We start from the raw sequence: 20,009 nt of genomic DNA on the forward strand, positions 1-20,009 counted from the left end.
CAGTAATATTTTAATTTGTGTATTTACTAGAAGAAAAAATATGGTTTTGGGCATTTTTAGCTATTCCAGTAGTGGTTCTGCTTTATTTTGCAGTTACACTTTGGAAAAGAACTGCACAAAAACGCTTTGTAGTAAACCGCGAATTGCTGGAGAAATTAACGCCGCAACGATCGGTTTTTAAACCTGTATTGAAGCTTATTGTGTTTTGTCTCGCACTTGCTTGTATGACTGTAGCTCTGGTAAATCCTAAGATAGGGACCAAATTAGAAACGGTTAAACGTGAAGGTGTAGATGTGGTTTTTGCGGTAGACGTTTCAAAAAGTATGGATGCAGAAGATATTGCACCCAGCCGAATTGATAAAGCAAAACAGCTGGTAACTCAGATCATTAATAATCTGGGTAGTGACCGTGTAGGTATTATTGCTTACGCAGGTAGTGCATATCCACAATTGCCTATAACTACAGATTACAGCAGTGCAAAGATGTTTCTCAACTCGATGAATACAGACATGCTGTCAAGCCAGGGTACTGCAATAAAAGATGCTATAGAACTTGCGAAGACCTATTACAATGATGAAGAGCAGACTAATCGAGTTTTGGTTATCATTTCAGACGGGGAAGATCACGAGGGAGATGCCGCTTCAATTGCTGAATCTGCACAAGAGCAAGGCATTCGTATTTTTACGGTAGGAGTAGGTTCTGAAGCGGGTGATCGTATTCCTATTAAGCGAAACGGAGTGGTACAGTCTTATAAAAAAGACCAGAACGGTGAGACCGTGATTACAAAATTAGACGCTGAAACCCTTAAGCAAATTGCAGCAGAAGCCAACGGAGAATACATTGACGGAAACAGTACACAAAAGGTTGTAGATAAGATGAAAACTGCGCTCAGCCAGATGGATAAGAAAGAGTTTGAGGCCAAGCAATTTGCAGATTTTAAAGATCAGTTTCAGTGGTTTGTCGCTGCGGCATTATTCTTGTTATTTATAGATGTCTTCTTGCTTGAGCGCAAAACAGCTTGGGTTAGAAAACTGAATCTGTTTAATGAAAATAAGACTAAACCTTAATCTGATTGAAGATGAAGTATTTTAAAAATATACATACGCTACTAGCCATATTCTTTATGTTTTTAGTGGGTGTTGTTTTCGCGCAAAGCGAAAAACCAGATCCCGCGATTATAGAGGCGCAAGATTATGTAGCTGAGGCAAATGATGACTTTGTTTCTAATGAATTTGCTGCTGCAGAATCTAGTTACAGAAAAGCTGTTGCTAAAGACCCTGCAAATACGACCGCAAAATACAATATGGGTAATAACTATTACCGAAACAAAAAATATGGTGAGGGTATGAACAGATATCTTCAGGCTGCTGAAGTAGCACAAACGAAGACTGAAAAGCATAAAGCGTTTCACAATTTGGGCAATGCGTTTTATCAGCAAAAAGATTACAAGAAAGCCGTAGAAGCATACAAAAATGCGCTGCGTAATGATCCTACAGATGAAGAAACCCGTTATAATTTAGCTCTAGCTAAAAAAGAAGAAGAGAAGAACGGTGGTGGCGGTGGTGACGACGATAAAGAAGATCAAAATCAGGATCAGAACGAAGATAAAAAAGATCAGGAAGGCGATGGTGATGATAAAGAAAGCGATGATGGCAAGCCAAAAGATTCTGATGATCAGGGAGATGAGAAGAAAGATCAGGGCGACGATAAAAAAGACGATGAAGGAAAGCCTGAGGATAAAGATGGTGATCAGAAAGATAAGGGTAAAGATGGCGATAAAGAAAAAGAACAGCCTCAGCCACAACCGGGTCAGGGGCAGTTATCTCCTCAGCAAGTTAAAAGTTTGCTAGAGGCTATGAAAAACGAGGAAAATAAAGTACAGGATAAAATGAATGCTCAGAAAGTTAAAGGTGCTAAAGTTAAAACAGATAAAGACTGGTAAGCTACAGCTGAGCGATAAAGCAGCAATTACGATGAAGATGAAGTTAAAATTTTTGCTGATTGTCTTTTTTGCAGGCTTCTCTGCATACTCACAGGTAGCGTTTGATGCCGTAGTGAGTAAAGAAACATTGGGTGTTAATGAGCGCCTGCGTGTAGACTTTGAGATGAATAAAGATGGGGATAATTTTAGACCTCCCAGCTTTCAGGGATTTACAGTGGTAGGTGGTCCCAATCAGTCAATCAGCAAGCAATGGATTAATGGGAAAGCAAGTTTTTCAAAAACATTCTCCTATTTTTTACAACCCAAAGCCACCGGAAAATTAAAAATAGGTCAGGCAGAGATAGAAATAGAAGGTACGGTTTACAAAACCATACCCATAGAGATCAATGTTACGGGTGCTGTAGATTTGCAGAAAGATCCTAACGATCCTCAAGTTGCCGCAACTGAAAATGTGCATTTGGTTGCTGAGGTTTCCAAATCTGACCCTTATTTGAACGAAGCTTTTACAGTGGTCTATAAGCTCTATGTTTCTCGTGAAACAGCTGTAAACGGCTGGAATGAGCTTGACGCACCTAAGTTTGCAGACTTTTGGAGTCAGAGTATAGATGAGAAACAATTTAAGGTTTATGATGGTTCGTTTAATGGGAAACCCTATCGCTATGTGATCCTGAGAAGAACATTGCTCTATCCACAGAAAACAGGAGAATTAACTATTGAACCGCTCGCTTTAAATATTAATGTGGAAGCACCAACTAATCGTAGAGATATCTTTGGGATGCGCATTACCAGACCGGCAAAAATTACTGTAACTGCTCCTACTCGCAAAGTCAATGTAAAAAGCCTGCCCGAAGATGGTAAACCTGAAAGTTTTACAGGTGCTGTAGGTAGTTTTGATTTTGATGTAACTGCCAGCAAAACTAAACTGGATGCACAAGAAGCGCTTGATTTAACTTTAACAGCTAAAGGAAACGGGAATCTTAAGTTGTTCACCTTACCAAAACCAAAATTACCAAGTTCACTAGAAGTTTATGAGCCTGAGAATGATCAGGATGTTCGGGTTTCTCTGAATGGTATGGCAGGTTCAAATTCTGCACGATACACCATTGTTCCGCAACAAAAAGGAAATTATCCTATTCCGCCGATACGTTTTTCTTATTTTGATCCTTCTACAGAGCAATACAAGACATTGAGCAGTGATGAAATTATAATTGATGTAGAGAACGGTCCTGAAGTTTTAGCTTCAAACGATGATAACAAAGTACCTGTTAAAGCTGTAAATCAATTCAATTATATAAAGTCTGATGCTAATCTGGTTGCTCAGAATAAGGATTCTTTTTTTGCGAGTACAACATTCTGGGGTATGCTGGCAACACCAGTTATTTTAATTCCGTTAGCGATTTTATTTGGAACTAAACGCAGAGCATATCAAAATGATGTAAAAGGGAACAGACTGCGTAAGGCAGATAAACTGGCTCGTAAATATCTGGGAGATGCCAAGAAAAGTCTGGGAGATCAGACCGCTTTCTATCTCGCCCTTGAAAAGTGTCTGCATAATTTCTTAAAAGCTCGTCTCAATATACAGACTAGTGATATGAGTAAAGAGCGTATAAGTAAGTTGCTTCAAGAACGTGGTGCTACGGTTGAAACTACTGCAGATTTCCTGAAGCTTTTAGAAAGCTGCGAGTTTGCACGATATACACCATCAAGCAGTGATGCGATGCAACACGATTATGAGCAGGCTTCCCGTGTAATTTCTGAAATAGATAAACAGTTATGAAAATACAGGGTTTAATGTCAAGATATAGCAGTATTTTAGTTGCGCTTGTTGTAGTGCTATGTGTTTTTTCAGCAAGTGCTCAGACTGCGCAACAATTGTTTGAGACTGGTAATTCACAATATGCGCAGAATAATTATGAAGAGGCAATTAAGAATTATGAGCAGGTTTTAGATGCCGGTTATGAGTCTGCAGAAGTGTATTATAATCTGGCAAATGCCAATTATAAGCTCAATAGGATTGCACCTAGCGTTTATAATTATGAAAAAGCATTAGCACTAAAGCCTAACGATAAAGAGATTAAAAACAATCTTCAATTCGCTCAGAATATGACGGTTGATGGAATAACACCTTTACCTGAAAACACGTTTAAAAAATGGTGGAATCAACTCTTAAATTTGTTTACACTTGACGGTTGGGCACTTGTTACAGTAGTTTTAATTGTGTTGTTTACTCTTAGTTTTCTTGTGTATTACTTTGGAAGCAAAACAGTTTTAAAACGCTCTTTTTTTACCATTGCTTTCGTTTCTTTAGGTTTAGGATTACTCAGTCTGACTTTAGCATTTCAGGCACGATCTAATGAAAAAAACAAGCGCTTTGCTGTCGTTTTTTCACCAGAAGCAGAAATAAAAAATGCGCCTAATATGGGTAGTGAAGAAGTGTTTGTTTTGCATGAAGGCACTAAGGTGCGTGTTATTGAAGAACAAGGAGACTGGCAATTAATACGTCTTGCAGATGGTCAAGAAGGTTGGATACCTAAAACTTATATAAAGCTGCTGTAAATAATATAGGTAAACACAGTATCTTGGCTTTACTCAAATGTTTTACTCTATAGTGGAGATGTAAATGCCCAAGATTGTTTCTAAGTCAAAAGTTATATCCTTTTCAGGTCTTGTTGACTCGAGCTAATTATTTTTTTAAATTAAGGTTTTTTTAACTTTTCTTTTATAGATTTACGAATAACAAGCTATAATTCAGGTTTTGATTAGTAAATCGTATTTTTTTATAATAATATTTGTGTCTTTTTTAGTCACGCCTTTTGTTGTATCTATTTTGCAACAGGATGACTATGACTACGCGCTTACAATTTCAGAAGAAGAAAAAAGCGCAGACGGAACCTATGATTTTGAAAAAGATCTAAAGGTAAAACAAGACTTTGTAGTTTACTACTATGAGGAATCTGAGCGATTTTTGCAACCCACTTTCTATCAAGGATTTTTATTAAGCAGCGGTTATCTTGACCCTGTCTTCCCTCCTCCTAAAAGTATTTAATTTTTATTTTAGCGACTTATTAATAGATTGTCATTGAAGTTATTCATAGTTTCAATAGCTAAAGCGCATATCAGCGTTTTATAATTCTTATTTATAACCAAAAAACAAATAGCATGGATATTAAGAAAATATTCGAGAACAACAAGGAGTGGGTTCAGGAACGTTTAGATATTGAGCCTGAATATTTTAAAAAATTATCTCAGGGGCAATCTCCTGAGATCCTTTATATAGGGTGTAGCGATAGCCGCGTTTCTTCTGAAGAGTTAATGGGCGTAGGTCCCGGAGATGTTTTTGTACATAGAAATATTGCTAATATGGTACCTAACACAGATCTAAACTCGATGTCTGTAATCAATTATGCTGTAGAGCATCTAGAGGTTAAACACGTGGTGGTTTGTGGTCATTATTACTGTGGAGGTGTAAAAGCAGCTATGCAGTCTGCTGATCTCGGGCTTTTAAACCCGTGGTTAAGAAATATCAGAGATGTTTACCGTATTCACAAAGATGAATTGAGCCTTATTGAAGATGAAGAAGAGCGCTATAAAAAATTTGTAGAGCTTAATGTGCAGGAGCAGTGTGTAAATGTGATTAAAACTGCCGATGTACAAAAGGCGATTCGCAATAGAAACCTTACGGTTCACGGATGGGTATTTGACATCCACTCTGGGAAATTGATCGATCTTAAAATTGACTTTGATGCAATTCTCGAGAACATCATGGAAATTTATCGATTAGACGAATAAAGAAACGTATTGATCCAGAGTAGTAGTTAGCTGCTCTGGATTCTTTATTTAAAAGTTGGATATACTTGACAGAATTGTACTCTTCATAAGTTGTAATGATCTTAAAATTTACAGTATTGAAAAAAAACTAACAAATTAAAAATTAAAACTATGTTTAAACATTTAAAGAGCGACTTGCCATCTAGTATTGTTGTATTTTTTGTAGCACTACCGCTGTGTTTAGGTATAGCACTTGCAAGTGGAGCACCATTATTTTCAGGTCTTATTGCAGGTATTGTAGGTGGTATCGTAGTAGGAGCTTTAAGTGGATCTAGTTTAGGAGTAAGTGGACCTGCTGCGGGTCTTTCCGCAATCGTTTTAGTGGCGATTTCAAGTCTGGGAGGTTATGAGAATCTTTTAGTAGCTGTTGTTTTAGGTGGAGTAATTCAGTTGCTATTTGGAGTTCTTAAAGCAGGGATTATTGGATATTATTTTCCTTCTTCAGTAATTAAAGGAATGCTTACTGGTATAGGTATCATTATTATTTTAAAGCAAATCCCTCACTTTTTTGGGTATGATGCAGACCCTGTGGGTGATTTAGCATTTGCTCAGGTTGATGGTAGGAATACATTTACTGAAATAGCCAGAGTCTTTGATGGTATAAGTCTTGGGGCAACTTTAATTGCAATTATAGGAATGGCAATTCTGGTTCTATGGGAAGCAGTTTTAGGTAATAAAGGGAAGGTTTTTAAGTTAGTGCAGGGACCTTTAGTCGCTGTCGTTCTGGGTATATTATATTTTGTCTTTACTCAGGATTCTGAAACTTGGGGTATTTCAAAAGAACATCTCGTTAAAGTGCCTGTTCCAGATGACTTTAATTCATTTATAGGTCAATTTACATTTCCTAATTTTAAAGTTATAGGGGAGCCACAAATCTGGATAACAGCTTTTACAATTGCATTAGTTGCGAGCTTAGAAACACTTCTATGTGTTGAAGCAACAGATAAGTTAGACCCTAAGAAGCGAACAACACCTACCAATCGCGAACTTTTTGCACAGGGAGCTGGTAATATTATTTCAGGAATGATAGGAGGTTTACCGGTTACTCAGGTAATTGTGCGCAGTTCGGCTAATATTCAGTCAGGAGGACAAACCAAAATGTCTGCGATCATTCACGGCTTTTTATTGCTCATATCTGTGATTCTTATTCCCAATGTTTTAAACCTGATCCCCTTGTCTGTATTGGCAGCTGTGCTCTTACTTGTAGGGTATAAGTTGGCAAAACCAGCAACATTTAAACGCATGTGGGATTTAGGGTGGAAACAATTTTTACCTTTTGTAATTACAATAGTGGGGATTGTTTTTACCGATTTACTTATAGGAATCAGTCTGGGGCTTGCAGTAGGGATTGTTGTGATACTTATAAAGAATTATCAGAATTCTCATTTTTTACATATTAGAAAAGAGGAAAAAACAGGTCAAGAAGTAGTAAAAATGACTTTAGCAGAAGAGGTAAGCTTTATTAATAAAGGTGCTATTTTAAAAGAATTAAATAAGTTGGGTGATGACTCATTCCTTGAAATAGATGTGCGTAAAACGCGCTATTTAGATCATGATATTATTGAAATTCTTGATGACTTTAGGTATAAAGCAAACGATAAAAATATTGATGTGAAAATAATTTCAGAACGTGGAATTATTGAAAACCCTAAAGATTATGAGATGTTTTTCAATCAAGAAAAAAAAGAGAATTTAAAAGTTACTAGATAAAACCTATATTAAAAATCCCTGAACAATTCTTTTTGGGGTTTTTCGTTTTAGGCAGATTGAAGCTCTAAGGAATTATTTTCATCTTGATCATTCCTGTCTCTAAACTCATCGACTTCCTTTAAAATACTGGGAAGAAATAAAGGGCCTAAGGGTTCTATGGTTTTATAGAGAACAGATTGTTCTCTTGTCTCTTTATCTATAATATTTAAAGTGTTTGTCATTGCAGCAAGAAACATAAGGATCACACTAAGAATAAAGGCCGTTTTAAGAAGTCCAAAGACTGCGCCCAGAATTTTATTTACGATACCCAGCATAGCAAATGAAGCCACTTTGGTAAGCACTTTCCCAGCTAAAGTGATCACAAAAACAATAATGATAAATGTTATGGCAAAGGCAGCGAGATTTATGGTTTGTTCACTCCAGCTTACTTTTTCATTTAAAAATTCTACAGCATAATATGAGAAATGAATAGCACCATACACTCCTAAAATTAAGGCAATAAGTGAAGCTACTTCAATTAGCAATCCATTTTTTAGACCTTTAAAGAGCCCAAAAATCAGTAAAATTCCGATTACGATATCTAGATAATTCATAGGTTAAAGATACTATTTTGCCCAATATACCCTCTTGTTGTGCTGAGATCAAAAGGAGTATGCTTAATCATTAGTTAAATTATAAAGGTTTATTGATTAGTAAACTTACGTGTGGTATTAGATTGTAGCTTCTTACCTATATTTGCGGCATGGCAAGAGATGAACAATTAAAAGAGCGGTGGGACCAGATCGTGAGTAAACTTTCTGACCGTTTTGCAGATGGAGAACAATTAGATCTGGATGCTATTATTTACTTAATTGGTGTTCAGGAGTTGGGTAAACCGGGAATGCGCTTTAAAAAAGACGATAAACTCAATCTGATGCATATAGCAATATGCAGATTATTAGAGCCTTTTGGGTTTTATAAGTTTGATTTTCAAGATGAAGATGGATGGCCTCATTACGAAATGTTAGAAGCTTTACCACCTTTAAAGGCTGGTGAACAGACTTTGTTGATGAAAGAAGCAATAGTTCAATATTTTGTTGAAAAAGAACTCGTGCATTAAAAGAATTGAATAAAATGAGTTTGTCTAAACCATGCTACTAGCCCTGCTACAGGAAGTTTTTCCTAACGATACCGGCCCTATTTACAAAGAGACAATTGCTGGCAGATTTCCTGTTGAACCGTTCAACACGTATAGTAATCTGATTTTTTTGTTTATTGTAATTTACTTTGGTATAAAAATTTACAAAAAGCCTAGAAATCAGTGGTTTTTAATAATCGCTTTGCCTTTTGTATTTATAGGCTATGTGGGCGGTACACTCTATCACGGTTTGCGCAATGAAGAAGCCTGGTTGCTTTTAGACTGGGTGCCCATTCGCGGACTCAGTTTTGCAGCAGTGCTGTATTTTATTTTTAAATGGAAAAAAACCTGGGGAAAACGCCTCATTTTTATTAGTACAATTGGTGCTGCATTCATCGGTTTGCGGTATTTACCACTTCCGGTTAAATTAGAGCACAACATAGGTTATCTCATAAGCGCGTTAAGCATTTTGATTCCTGTCATTGGATATTTAATAAAAACAAATGGACGACACCTTAGGCCGGTGGTAACAGCATTTGTGATTTTTGGTCTAGCAGTTTTATTTCGGTTTTTAGATAAACGGCTTGATTTTGAGTTTTTCTGGATGGGAACCCACTGGCTTTGGCATCTACTAGGTGGTACGGCAGTATTCTTTATCCTGCAATATATTTACCGGGACAATAAAGCCGAAGCCGTTGATATTTCCTAAATTTGTGACTTCTAAAATTGCGTGAAGAACACTTTTCTAGAAGCTGTTTATAATGCAAAAATTATCGCAGATTAAAACCCAAAAATGGGATTGAAGAAGAATTATGTTAGATAAAATAAAAGAATTAATTGCGGAAGCAGAGGCTTTTACTACAACCTCACTTGAAGAAGCGGAAGCTTTTAGAATTAAATTTTTAGGAAAAAAAGGACTGTTTAATCAGTATTTTTCAGAATTCAAAAACATCCCTAACGAGCAGAAGAAAGAGTTTGGGCAAACAATGAACACCCTTAAAACTGTGGTTCAAGATAAAGTAGATGCGCTTAAGGCAAGTCTAGAATCAGCAGAAGAAAAAGGTACTTATGGTGATTTGACCAGACCCGGTGATGCAATCACTTTAGGTTCTCGCCATCCTATCTCAATTGTAAAAAATCAGATTATTGATATCTTTTCAAGAATAGGTTTTAATGTTTCTGAAGGTCCTGAGATTGAAGATGACTGGCATAATTTTACCGCGTTGAATCTACCGGAATACCATCCGGCTCGTGATATGCAGGACACGTTTTTCATTCAGACAGATCCAGACGTTCTGTTGCGTACACATACCTCATCGGTACAAGTGCGGTATATGGAAGGAAACAAACCACCTATACGTACAATTTCTCCTGGTAGAGTTTTTCGTAACGAAGCTATTTCAGCGCGTTCACACTGTTTTTTTCATCAGGTAGAAGGTTTGTATATAGATAAAGATGTTTCATTTGCAGACCTTAAGCAAACACTTCAGCACTTTACTACAGAGATGTTTGGTAAGAGTAAAATTCGCTTAAGACCTTCTTACTTTCCATTTACAGAACCTAGTGCAGAAGTTGATGTGTATTGGGGTCTGGAGACAGAAACCGATTACCGAATGACAAAAGGAACCGGTTGGTTAGAAATTATGGGTTGTGGTATGGTAGATCCTAATGTATTAGAAAACTGTGGTATAGACTCTAAAGAATACAGTGGCTTTGCATTTGGTATGGGGATAGATCGTATCGCTTTATTATTGCACCAAATATCAGATATACGCTTATTAAGCGAGAATGATTTGCGTTTCCTGAACCAGTTTAAGAGTGCATTGTAATATCTGATTCAATTCAGAAAGAAATAAATATTTGCTATGAAAAAGTATATTGTAATTGCGATACTTCTTATCGCATTAGCTGGTGTTGCCTATTTGACTTTTGTCATAGCAGCAATTAAGATTGTTATAGGAAGCATTTTTTTGGGTATAATGGCGCTCGCGCTATTAGCCTTATGGATTATGTGGAAGGTTAACGACGACTAACTATGCGAAAAGACATCAACATTCCTGAGGTTAAAGACGTTTATGTAGCGGCAGTTAAAGAGTTTAATGAGGCGCATCGTACATATGATTGGAATGCTTATATCATAAATGATTCAGAGCAGCCATTAGAACTTGTTCTTATCGTTTCTAATGGTTATAATGAGAAGAAAACAACCAGCCAGATGCGACATAAATTGCAAATTTTGCCTGCAAAGTCTTTTGCTAAAATTGAATTTATAGAGGATAGTGTTTTAGAGCTGACTAATGAATTTGCAGTCACCTATTTTCTAGACGGAAAAATGTTTGAAAAGAAATTTATTTTTCCTGGCGGAAGCATCAAAGATAAAAACAAAGGTCCGGTTCCTTCTATGCTAAAAGAAGGAGTTTTAGCGAGCTAATCTATTTTATCTGTTAACTTTTTAAAGGTTTGTTTAGGATCTTTTCCTTTGTATAAAACTTGATAAACCGCATCTATTATGGGTGTTTTTGCACCCAATTCCTGATTGATTTTATAGGCACTTTCTGCTGCGTAATAGCCTTCAGCAACCATACTCATTTCCATTTGAGCGCTTTTTACAGTGTATCCTTTTCCTATCATATTGCCAAACATTCTGTTACGGCTAAATACAGAATAACCCGTTACCAATAAATCTCCCAAGTAGGCAGAATCATTGATGTTACGCTTCATTTTATGAACCTTCTTTATGAATTTTTTCATCTCTCTGATCGCATTGCTCATCAACACACTCTGAAAGTTATCACCATAACCTAAGCCGTGTGCGATTCCGGCAGCAATTGCATAGATATTTTTAAGCATTGCGGCATATTCTGTACCTATAGTATCATCACTAATTGTCGTTTTGATGTACCAGCTTTTAAGATGGTCTGCAACCACTTGAGCGTGTTCTTCATCAGCGCAAGCGATAGTTAGATAAGAAAGACGTTCAAGCGCTACTTCTTCCGCATGACAGGGGCCTGTTATTACACCAATATTCTCAAAAGAAATGTCATATTCTTTGTGAAAATGAGCGCCAACGATTTGCCCGGTTTCTGGTACAATCCCTTTAATCGCCGAAAAAATAATCTTGTTTTTAAAGCTAGCGGTAACCTTTTCCAATTCTTTACCCACAAAAGCAGATGGCACTGCAAAAATGAGATAATCTGCGTATTCTATAATCTCATTAATATCGTTACTTAGTTTCAATCGGGTGGTGTCAAACTCTACAGCACTCAGGTAATTAGGATTGTGTTTTTCTTTTTTTAAATGCTCAAGAGCATAAACACTGCGCATATACCAACCTATTTCTTCTACATTTTCTGAAAGCATTTTTACAATCGCCGTTGCCCAGCTTCCACCTCCTATAACACCAAATTTTAAGGTCATAATTTTTAATTTTTCCACATTGTGGAATTAAAATATATCGTGATCTATATCACTTATAAACCCAGTTACCGCAAGGTTTTAACTGAATTTCATTATTCAAAATTTAATATCTAAAGGTACAGATTTTAGACCGCACCTAAAATCTTGAAAACCACTTTAATAATTTTTTGGCACGCGGTTTGAATATGTTAAAACACAATTCAGAGCATGACGTCAACGCTAAGAATCTAATTGCAGCTTTTGTGATCGCAAGAGCACCAAACTTAAAAACGAACAATTATGAGTACATTAAAACTACTTAGCGGATTTTTATTAATACTTACTGTATTCACATCTTGTTATACAGATGTATATGTAGAAGATGAAGTTTTAGAACCGGTTGTACCTCTTTCTAGAGTGCTTGCTGATTATGAGCTTTGGTATGTAGATATCAACCAGACTCAAGGTAATGGCAACATCCCTTTTATGGAAAAAGCTTTTACACTGTCTTTTTTAAGCGGAACAGTAATGGCAAATAACAACCTGGCAGGAATAGGTGATCAAGGTAGCGGTTATGGTATAGAGATCGGTTACTATGATATCTTTGATTATGATTTAGACATCAGTCACGATATAGATGGTTTTTATTCTTTTGAAATACGTGTATTGAATACTAATACACTTGAGCTGTACAATAGCTTTTCAAATACCTCCTATATATTAAAGGGGTACCAGCGTAATACGTTTGATTATGACCGGTTGTTTTATGACAATATTCATTTTTTTCTGCAGGAATATGCTGCCTGGGAAAAAATATATACCAGTGCTTCAGGCTCAATAAATGAATTTGATGCCGAAAATTTCTTGCAGTTTTTGCCAGCAAATTCCGGAGGAAATTTTCAGAGTTCACAAGATGTACGTGGTACTTCTGTAAATAACTTGTATTGGGATTACTCCGGTATTTATGAAGTACAGGATGTACAGAACAATGCATTGTTAAAAACGTTGACATTAGATTATGATTATTTTGCAAATGAATTCTTTGAACTTTCAATAGTAGATGATGCAACCATTGCTTTGTATCACCCTTCTTCAGGAACAGAATACCGTTTTAGAGGTAAAGGCTACATTCAGTATAAAACACCTTCAGAAGGTAAGAGTCGTTTAAAGCAAAGCGAAATAGAACAAAATATTAAGACGATAAAAGCGTTAACTAAATAGGCAATAGAAGATTTTTTTGGTTGGTTAGTTGAGATCGCCCTGTTGAGTTATTCACAGGGCGATTTTTATTAGCACCGCCAAAAGGGTTAATACCCCAAGGCTTGCCTCAAAATTGAAAATTTGTTTCTAACGAATACCTCGTGAGCCTGCCCCGAAGTATTTTACTAAGAATCAGCTGTAAACATTCACATACATTTAAGTAGGCATTATTAATAGCTTAAGACGGTATTTTGTAAATTGAATCTTTGTAACAGAAACTAACTAAAGAACACAAAAATGGGATTATTTTCATTCATTAAAAATGCAGGAGCAAAAATAGGCATCGGTAAAAGCACAGCTGAAGAAGCTGCAGAAAAAAAGGCTGAAGTGGCCGCAGCCGCAGCTGCCGCAAATAAAAAAGCAGAGGCTTCTTTAAAAGAAACAATAGGCGATTTAGGTCTTGAGGTTGAAAATCTTGATATCTCTATTGATGGTGAGAAGGCAACAGTAACAGGTAAAGCTAAAGATCAGACTACAAAAGAAAAAGTAGTACTTGTTGTGGGTAATGTAGAAGGTATTGCTCAGGTAGATGATCAAATGGAGGTTGAGCATAAAGAACCAGAAGCACAGTTTCACACAGTAGAATCAGGTGATACATTAAGTAAAATTGCAAAGAAATTTTATGGCAATGCAATGAAATATCCTGTAATATTTGAAGCAAATAAGCCAATGCTTAAAGATCCAGACAAAATATATCCGGGACAGATGTTGCGAATCCCGAATTTAGATTAAAGTCATAATAAAAAAGCTTCAATAAATACTGAAGCTTTTTTATTTGTAAAAGTTCATTTCGTCAATATACCGCCATACAGATTGTGGTAATAAAGGCTGGCAATTTTTGCCGGCCTTTATTGCTTTACGAATAGCGGTAGACGAGATTTCAACAACCGGGGCTTCAATAATATGAATACGCTTGTTTTTTAATATTTCGTGTTGCGTTTGATCCTTACTGTCCGCAATACGCGGATATACATAGATATCGTGATGCTCTAAAATCACTTCATAATTCTTCCATTTATGAAGGGTGCGCAAATTGTCTTCGCCCATAATCAGGCAAAACTCGTGTTGTGGATATTTCTCTTTTAAATGCGCTAGCGTATTACTTGTGTAATTGGGTTGCGGCAAATTAAATTCAATAGTACTGGCTTCAATAGTAGGATATTCTTCAACAGCCTCAAGTACTAGCTGATAGCGGTGATTGTTATCTAGAAGTGTTTTTTTCTTTTTAAATGGATTATGAGGGGTAATTACCATCCAGATTTTGTCGAGGTCACTGTATTCTGCGAAATGATTTGCAATGATTAAATGCCCTACGTGTACTGGATTAAATGTCCCAAAATAAAGTCCAATTTTCATATCTACTTCTTGACGTGCTTTTTGACTAGTTCATAAGCTTCTGCAAGTGCTGTGTCTAAATCATTGTTCTCTATGATGTAGTCAAATTGTGGAGCTGTAGCAAGTTCTATGCTGGCTTTTGCAACACGCATATTAATGCGGTCTTCACTCTCAGTCTTACGTTTTTTGAGTCTTATCTTAAGCTCTTCAATACTTGGTGGCTTAACAAAAACAGCCAGAGTACGCTCGGGATATAACTTTTTAATATCTAAACCGCCTACCACGTCAATATCAAAAATCACATGTTTGCCAAGCTTCCATATGCGTTCTACTTCACTTTTTAAAGTTCCGTAGAAATTATCGCGATATACTTCTTCCCACTCTAAAAACTCATCATCTTTAATGCGTCTTTTAAATTCTTTGAGCGAGAGAAAATAATAATCTACTCCGTGCTTTTCATTAGGTCTTGCTTCGCGCGAAGCTGCAGAAATACTGAATTCCAGATTTAATTCTTTTTTTTCAAGAAGCCATCTTACGATGGTGGTTTTACCACTTCCGCTAGGTGCAGAAAAAACGATAAGTTTTCCTGTATCAGCCATTTTAAAGTACGTTTAGAAGTTGCTCTTTAATTTTCTCTAGTTCATCTTTCATGCGCACAACGATCTGTTGCATAGGAGCGTAATTTGACTTAGAACCTATTGTATTGATTTCCCGACCCATTTCCTGGCTTATAAAAGCAAGCTTTTTACCATTAGAATCTTCAGAATTTAGGGAGCTTATAAAATATTCCAGATGGTTGTTTAAGCGAACCTTTTCTTCGGTGATATCGTATTTTTCTAAATAGTAAGTGAGTTCTTGCTCAAAGCGGTTTTCATCAACCTCAGCTTTAAGATCGCTAACAGCTTTTGTAAGACGCTCACGAACTCCTTGCATACGCTCAGGATCAATAGTTATAACTTCTTCAAGATTAGTAGAGATGTTCTTAATGCGAAGTTCAAAGTCTTCTTTAAGTACCTTTCCCTCATCGGCACGGTATGTTTCTATTGCATTTAGAGCTTCATTAAGCCCTCCTAAAATAGTCTGGTATTCTTCTTCGTCAATCTCATCACGCTCTGTTTTTAAAGCGTCTGGTAAACGTGTTGCTATCTTAAGAAGTTCGATAGGCGCGGCGTCTGGAGTAACAGCTTGTAACTGCTTCATGTATTGTTTAACAACATCAGTATTGATAGAGCTGCTGGTTTCTTCGCCATTCAATTCAACATAGAGACTAAAATCTATTTTACCACGCTGTAATTTTTGAGCAATCAGATTTCTTAGTTCTAGCTCTTTCTCTCTGTAGAAAGAAGGTATTCTGGCATTTAGGTCTTGATTTTTACTATTTAGGGATTTGATTTCAATAGTAATTTTTTTAGTGGGAAGCTGGCTTACAGATTTTCCAAAACCGGTCATAGATTTAATCATGCGAAATATTTAAACGGCAAAGATAGCAAAACCTATCGGCTTGTTACTATGCTTACTGTTTATCGTATAAATTAATAATCCCGTATATGAAGTATACGGGATTATCTAGCTGTTATAATGAAATAGATTGCTATAATTTACGCACCCAGATGTTTCTAAAACTTACAGGATTACCATGATCTTGTAATTTAATAGGGCCTTCACCGTGTGCAGGATTTTTAGGCTTTCCTATATACTCTGTGGTTCCTTTTATCTCGGTGTTATCTTGTACTAAAACACCATTATGCAAAACCGTTACTGTAGCAGATTTAGTTTTAGTTCCGTCAGCATCAAACTCTGGTTGATGATAAATAATATCATAAGTCTGCCATTGCTCTGTAGGTTTTGTAGCATTTACTAACGGAATACTTTGCTTATATATAGCAGTTGCTTGTCCGTTGGAGTAGGTTCTGTTTTCGTAGCTGTTAAGCACTTGAACTTCATATAATCCCTGTAAAAAAATACCGCTGTTTCCACGACCTTGACCTTCGCCCTCAATAACTTGAGGAGCTTGCCATTCTATGTGCAACTGCATGTCTCCAAAACTCTCTTTGGTCTCAATATCTCCGGTGCCACCTACAACTGTCATCGAACCATCTTGATTGATTTGCCAAGGCGCATTTACAACAGACTCTTTAGTGCTTTCCCATGCATCTAAATTTTTGCCGTCAAAAAGAACGATTGCATCAGAAGGAACCTCTTTATCGTTAAAAGAAACTACAGCAGGTTCTGGCTCCCACACTTCTGTAGCTTCAGGGTCTGTGATGGGAGCTTCTTCTGCTACTTTGGTGGTGTCTTCAGCAGTAGTGGTTGTCTCATCACTCTTTTTTTCTGCAGATTCATTACATGAAAAAAGCATACCTGCAACAAGAAATGGAAGGATTAGATTTCTATTCATAACTTAAAGTTTTTTAATTTTTATGTTTTTAAAAGAAACCTGATGCCCATGATCTTGTAAAGCAATGAGGCCAGTTTCGGCTTTGCCAAAAGCCTCCCAGTCTGCAAATTTAGAGTCAGCTACCATTGCTTTCCATTCTTCGCCTTTTACCGGAAAAGTCACGACCTCTTCACCGTTCATTACAACAATACCTTTATTGTTATTGTAATCAATTGTGATCTCATAACTGTTCCATTCTCCGGCAGGGTTTACTACACCTTCAGGGGCACCAATCATATCGTATAAAGCTCCTGAGCGGTGCGTGGTTCCTGCTTTTGCATCAGGGTGACGCTCATCATCTAGTATCTGAATTTCTGGCCCTGTGGCATAGGGTTCATGATATTTTGGGTTTTCTTCTACAGCCCACATAATACCGCTGTTTCCGCCCTCAGAGATCATCCAATCCAGAGTTAAAATAAAGCTGGTATATTTTTCATTTGTTACCAGATTTTCGGTTCCTTCTCTGTTTTCTGCAGGTGTGAAAACTAAGGCGTCATCAACGATTGCCCATTGTGTTGGAGCTTCGCCATTATAAGCATGCCATTTGTCTAAATTACTTCCGTCAAATAAAACTTCCCAGTCGTTATCTTCAGGTTGTGTTTCTTCGGTAGTTGTTACTGCGACATCTTCAGTTTTAGATTCTTCGGTTTTTTCTTTACAAGAAGTAAAAAGGGCCGTCGCAAGACCAACTGATAAAATTAGTTTTTTCATGATTTGTTTTAATTAATTCCTAAAATACGTTTCAATTTAGCTTCGTCAGTTTCTGCTCCTGCAAAATCATCAAAGGCTTTTTCTGTTGCTTCAATAATATGACTGGCGATAAACGGAGCACCCTCTCGAGCTCCTTGCTCTGGGGATTTTATACAGCATTCCCATTCCATAACAGCCCAAACGTCACAATTATATTCGGTTAATTTGGTAAAAATAGTTTTAAAATCTATCTGCCCATCACCCGGAGAGCGGTAACGACCGGCACGGTCTATCCAATCTCCATAACCACCAAAAGCTCCTTTCTTTCCGGTAGAATTGAATTCTGAATCTTTTACATGAAACATTTTAATATGCTCATGGTAAAAATCTATGTATTGAATGTAATCCAATTGCTGAAGCACAAAGTGACTGGGATCGTATAATATATTCACACGTTTGTGGTTTCCGGTAGCTTCTAAAAAGCGCTCAAATGTTACTCCGTCGTGAATATCTTCTCCCGGGTGTACTTCATAACACACGTCTACGCCTTGCTCGTCAAAGGCGTTCAGTATAGGCATCCAGCGATTTGCCAGCTCTTTAAAACCTAACTCTACCAATCCCGGTGGGCGCTGTGGCCACGGATGAAAGGTATGCCAAAGCAAAGCTCCACTAAAGGTGCCGTGAACGTCTATATCTAGATTTCTACTGGCTTTAGCAGCACACATCAATTGATCTACAGCCCATTCTTGTCTTTTCTTTGGATTGTTTTTGTAGCCATCTGGCGCAAAGTTGTCAAACATCTCATCATAAGCAGGGTGTACAGCAACAAGTTGCCCTTGAAGGTGCGTGCAGAGTTCAGTTATTTCTAGTCCGTAGCTATTTACTTTGCCTTTAAGTTCGTCGCAATAGGTTTTACTTTCTGCAGCTTTTTTAAGGTCTATTAAGCGAGTTTCCCACGTAGGTATTTGAATACCTTTATAGCCTAATTCGCTCGCCCATTTACACAAACCGTCTAAAGTATTAAACGGTTCTTTAGTATCCATAAACTGAGCAAGAAAGACTGCAGGGCCTTTAATGGTTTTCATAGTTGTTTGTATTTATAAAAAAGCAAGCGCCTCATCGAGACGCTTGCTTTAAGTTGTTATTCTGTTAAACTTACCCAAGCAGCATTATTGTCATTAGAAGCAACAGCAGCATAAATAAACTGCATACCTCTTAGACCGTCATCAATGGTTGGAAAATCTGGTCGCTCACTAAAAGTAGCACCATCTTTTACTGCAAGTACTTCTTTAGCAAAACTTCTGTAAATGGTAGCAAAACCTTCTAGGTATCCTTCAGGATGCCCAGGAGGAACCCGGGTATATTCTGTAGACTCTGGGTAAGTGCCGTTTCCGCCAGGCGTAAATATTTGCTTTGGCTTATCTAACCAGTAGGCTGTTAATTCATTCGGGTTTTCCTGACACCAAGCCACGCTACCTTTAGTACCGTAAACGCGTATAGCAAGATTGTTTTCTTCACCGGTTGCAATTTGAGAAATACTTAAAGTTCCTTTTGCGTTATCTTCTAAACGCAACAAAATATTACCATCATCATCCAGCACACGGCCGGCACCAAAACTGGTAAGATCTGCCGCAAGTTCCAGGATTTTCTTTCCGGTAATGTATTCGGTTAGATTTTCGGCATGAGTGCCAATGTCTCCAAGCGCACCGCCAATTCCAGATTTTTTAGGATCTACACGCCAAGAAGCTTGTTTATTTTCGGTTTCTTCTACAGCCGTAGACATCCACCCTTGCAGGTATTGCACTACCACTTTACGAATAGCACCCAGTTCTCCGTTACCAACCATCAAGCGAGCTTGTTTCACCATTGGATAACCGGTATAATTATGTGTTAGAGCAAAAATTTTTCCGCTCTTTTTTACCGCTTTTTGAAGCTCAAAAGCTTCTTCCAGACTTAAGGTAACCGGCTTGTCACAAATCACGTGAAAACCTTTTTCTAGCGCTAATTTTGCGGGAGGAAAATGCATATGGTTTGGGGTCACAATAGACACAAAATCCATACGGTCTGATTCAGGAAGTTCGGCTTCTTTTTCAATCATTTCCTCAAAGCTTTTGTAAGCACGCTCTGTAGCTACACCTAAAGCTTCGGCAGATTTTATACTGCGTTCCGGGTTGCTGCTAAAAGCACCACAAACCAGGTCAATCATTCCGTCAATTCGAGATGCACGTCTGTGTACATCGCCTATAAAAGAGCCCTGGCCGCCACCGACCATTCCCATTTTTAATTTTTTCATC

General features: G+C 37.3%; 23 protein-coding genes. 14 read left to right on the forward strand and 9 right to left on the reverse strand.

Features of this window, described 5'->3' with window-relative positions; all coding sequences use genetic code 11:
• The first annotated feature begins 17 nt into the window (after positions 1 to 17).
• From DSM02_RS08245 to DSM02_RS08275, 7 genes are all read left to right on the forward strand, one after another.
• Entirely contained in the window at positions 18 to 1,067 is a 1,050-nt protein-coding gene (locus DSM02_RS08245) for a vWA domain-containing protein (RefSeq protein WP_128765176.1), read from the forward strand.
• A gap of 11 nt (positions 1,068 to 1,078) precedes the next feature.
• Complete coding sequence (locus DSM02_RS08250) at positions 1,079 to 1,942, forward strand: tetratricopeptide repeat protein (protein ID WP_128765177.1); 864 nt, start codon at positions 1,079 to 1,081, stop codon at positions 1,940 to 1,942.
• 31 nt (positions 1,943 to 1,973) lie between these two features.
• Positions 1,974 to 3,719 (forward strand): BatD family protein, encoded by a 1,746-nt coding sequence (locus tag DSM02_RS08255; RefSeq protein WP_128765263.1) that lies wholly within the window; start codon positions 1,974 to 1,976, stop codon positions 3,717 to 3,719.
• Positions 3,716 to 4,498 carry an SH3 domain-containing protein gene (locus DSM02_RS08260; protein WP_240674009.1) on the forward strand — a complete coding sequence of 261 codons (783 nt, stop codon included), beginning with the start codon at positions 3,716 to 3,718 and terminating at the stop codon, positions 4,496 to 4,498. Before DSM02_RS08255 ends, DSM02_RS08260 begins: the two co-directional genes overlap by 4 nt.
• 235 nt (positions 4,499 to 4,733) lie before the next feature.
• Positions 4,734 to 4,988: a hypothetical protein gene (locus DSM02_RS08265; RefSeq protein WP_128765178.1), complete on the forward strand. Its 255-nt coding sequence runs from the start codon at positions 4,734 to 4,736 to the stop codon at positions 4,986 to 4,988.
• A 113-nt stretch (positions 4,989 to 5,101) separates the two neighbouring features.
• Complete coding sequence (locus tag DSM02_RS08270; RefSeq protein WP_128763057.1) at positions 5,102 to 5,731, forward strand: carbonic anhydrase; 630 nt, start codon at positions 5,102 to 5,104, stop codon at positions 5,729 to 5,731.
• Between the two features lie 150 nt (positions 5,732 to 5,881).
• Positions 5,882 to 7,480 carry a SulP family inorganic anion transporter gene (locus tag DSM02_RS08275; protein WP_128765179.1) on the forward strand — a complete coding sequence of 533 codons (1,599 nt, stop codon included), beginning with the start codon at positions 5,882 to 5,884 and terminating at the stop codon, positions 7,478 to 7,480.
• A gap of 47 nt (positions 7,481 to 7,527) precedes the next feature.
• On the opposite strand, the gene DSM02_RS08280 is transcribed toward DSM02_RS08275, so the two are convergent.
• Positions 7,528 to 8,073 carry a CvpA family protein gene (locus DSM02_RS08280; protein ID WP_128765180.1) on the reverse strand — a complete coding sequence of 182 codons (546 nt, stop codon included), beginning with the start codon at positions 8,071 to 8,073 and terminating at the stop codon, positions 7,528 to 7,530.
• A gap of 149 nt (positions 8,074 to 8,222) precedes the next feature.
• Between DSM02_RS08280 and DSM02_RS08285 the strand changes: the two genes are divergently transcribed.
• The 5 genes from DSM02_RS08285 to DSM02_RS08300 all read left to right on the forward strand — a co-directional run bounded on the left by DSM02_RS08285 (position 8,223) and on the right by DSM02_RS08300 (position 11,028).
• Positions 8,223 to 8,579, forward strand: a complete 357-nt coding sequence (locus DSM02_RS08285) for a hypothetical protein (RefSeq protein ID WP_128759676.1) — start codon at positions 8,223 to 8,225, stop codon at positions 8,577 to 8,579.
• 31 nt (positions 8,580 to 8,610) lie between these two features.
• Positions 8,611 to 9,306, forward strand: coding sequence for a hypothetical protein (locus tag DSM02_RS08290; protein WP_128765181.1), 696 nt, complete (start codon positions 8,611 to 8,613; stop codon positions 9,304 to 9,306).
• 103 nt (positions 9,307 to 9,409) lie between these two features.
• Positions 9,410 to 10,426, forward strand: coding sequence for a phenylalanine--tRNA ligase subunit alpha (gene pheS / locus DSM02_RS08295; protein ID WP_128759678.1), 1,017 nt, complete (start codon positions 9,410 to 9,412; stop codon positions 10,424 to 10,426).
• Between the two features lie 36 nt (positions 10,427 to 10,462).
• Entirely contained in the window at positions 10,463 to 10,630 is a 168-nt protein-coding gene (locus DSM02_RS20345) for a hypothetical protein (RefSeq protein ID WP_164918263.1), read from the forward strand.
• Positions 10,631 to 10,632: 2 nt separating this feature from the next.
• Complete coding sequence (locus DSM02_RS08300) at positions 10,633 to 11,028, forward strand: hypothetical protein (RefSeq protein ID WP_128765182.1); 396 nt, start codon at positions 10,633 to 10,635, stop codon at positions 11,026 to 11,028.
• Here the strand turns inward: DSM02_RS08300 and DSM02_RS08305 are convergent.
• Positions 11,025 to 12,014: an NAD(P)H-dependent glycerol-3-phosphate dehydrogenase gene (locus DSM02_RS08305; RefSeq protein ID WP_128765183.1), complete on the reverse strand. Its 990-nt coding sequence runs from the start codon at positions 12,012 to 12,014 to the stop codon at positions 11,025 to 11,027. The genes DSM02_RS08300 and DSM02_RS08305 overlap by 4 nt on opposite strands.
• A gap of 279 nt (positions 12,015 to 12,293) precedes the next feature.
• Between DSM02_RS08305 and DSM02_RS08310 the strand changes: the two genes are divergently transcribed.
• Together DSM02_RS08310 and lysM are read left to right on the forward strand one after the other, a co-directional pair.
• Positions 12,294 to 13,214, forward strand: a complete 921-nt coding sequence (locus tag DSM02_RS08310) for a nicotinic acid mononucleotide adenyltransferase (RefSeq protein WP_128765184.1) — start codon at positions 12,294 to 12,296, stop codon at positions 13,212 to 13,214.
• 276 nt (positions 13,215 to 13,490) lie between these two features.
• Positions 13,491 to 13,985 carry a peptidoglycan-binding protein LysM gene (gene lysM / locus DSM02_RS08315; RefSeq protein ID WP_128765185.1) on the forward strand — a complete coding sequence of 165 codons (495 nt, stop codon included), beginning with the start codon at positions 13,491 to 13,493 and terminating at the stop codon, positions 13,983 to 13,985.
• A gap of 39 nt (positions 13,986 to 14,024) precedes the next feature.
• On the opposite strand, the gene nadD is transcribed toward lysM, so the two are convergent.
• The 7 genes from nadD to DSM02_RS08350 all read right to left on the reverse strand — a co-directional run bounded on the left by nadD (position 14,025) and on the right by DSM02_RS08350 (position 20,008).
• The gene (nadD, locus tag DSM02_RS08320) at positions 14,025 to 14,609 is read right to left on the reverse strand and encodes a nicotinate (nicotinamide) nucleotide adenylyltransferase (RefSeq protein ID WP_128765186.1); all 585 of its coding nucleotides are present in this window, start codon (positions 14,607 to 14,609) and stop codon (positions 14,025 to 14,027) included.
• A 2-nt stretch (positions 14,610 to 14,611) separates the two neighbouring features.
• Positions 14,612 to 15,187 (reverse strand): guanylate kinase, encoded by a 576-nt coding sequence (gmk, locus tag DSM02_RS08325; RefSeq protein WP_128759684.1) that lies wholly within the window; start codon positions 15,185 to 15,187, stop codon positions 14,612 to 14,614.
• A 1-nt stretch (position 15,188) separates the two neighbouring features.
• Complete coding sequence (locus DSM02_RS08330) at positions 15,189 to 16,049, reverse strand: YicC/YloC family endoribonuclease (RefSeq protein WP_164918264.1); 861 nt, start codon at positions 16,047 to 16,049, stop codon at positions 15,189 to 15,191.
• 130 nt (positions 16,050 to 16,179) lie between these two features.
• Positions 16,180 to 16,986, reverse strand: coding sequence for a 3-keto-disaccharide hydrolase (locus DSM02_RS08335; protein WP_128765187.1), 807 nt, complete (start codon positions 16,984 to 16,986; stop codon positions 16,180 to 16,182).
• 3 nt (positions 16,987 to 16,989) lie between these two features.
• Positions 16,990 to 17,736 (reverse strand): DUF1080 domain-containing protein, encoded by a 747-nt coding sequence (locus tag DSM02_RS08340; RefSeq protein ID WP_128765188.1) that lies wholly within the window; start codon positions 17,734 to 17,736, stop codon positions 16,990 to 16,992.
• A gap of 8 nt (positions 17,737 to 17,744) precedes the next feature.
• Positions 17,745 to 18,800 (reverse strand): sugar phosphate isomerase/epimerase family protein, encoded by a 1,056-nt coding sequence (locus DSM02_RS08345; RefSeq protein ID WP_128765189.1) that lies wholly within the window; start codon positions 18,798 to 18,800, stop codon positions 17,745 to 17,747.
• Positions 18,801 to 18,856: 56 nt separating this feature from the next.
• On the reverse strand, positions 18,857 to 20,008 hold the full coding sequence (locus DSM02_RS08350) for a Gfo/Idh/MocA family protein (protein ID WP_128765190.1): 1,152 nt from the start codon (positions 20,006 to 20,008) through the stop codon (positions 18,857 to 18,859).
• Position 20,009 lies beyond the last annotated feature (1 nt).

Origin of the sequence: Leeuwenhoekiella polynyae (assembly GCF_004104075.1) — a bacterium.
Taxonomy (GTDB): domain Bacteria; phylum Bacteroidota; class Bacteroidia; order Flavobacteriales; family Flavobacteriaceae; genus Leeuwenhoekiella; species Leeuwenhoekiella polynyae.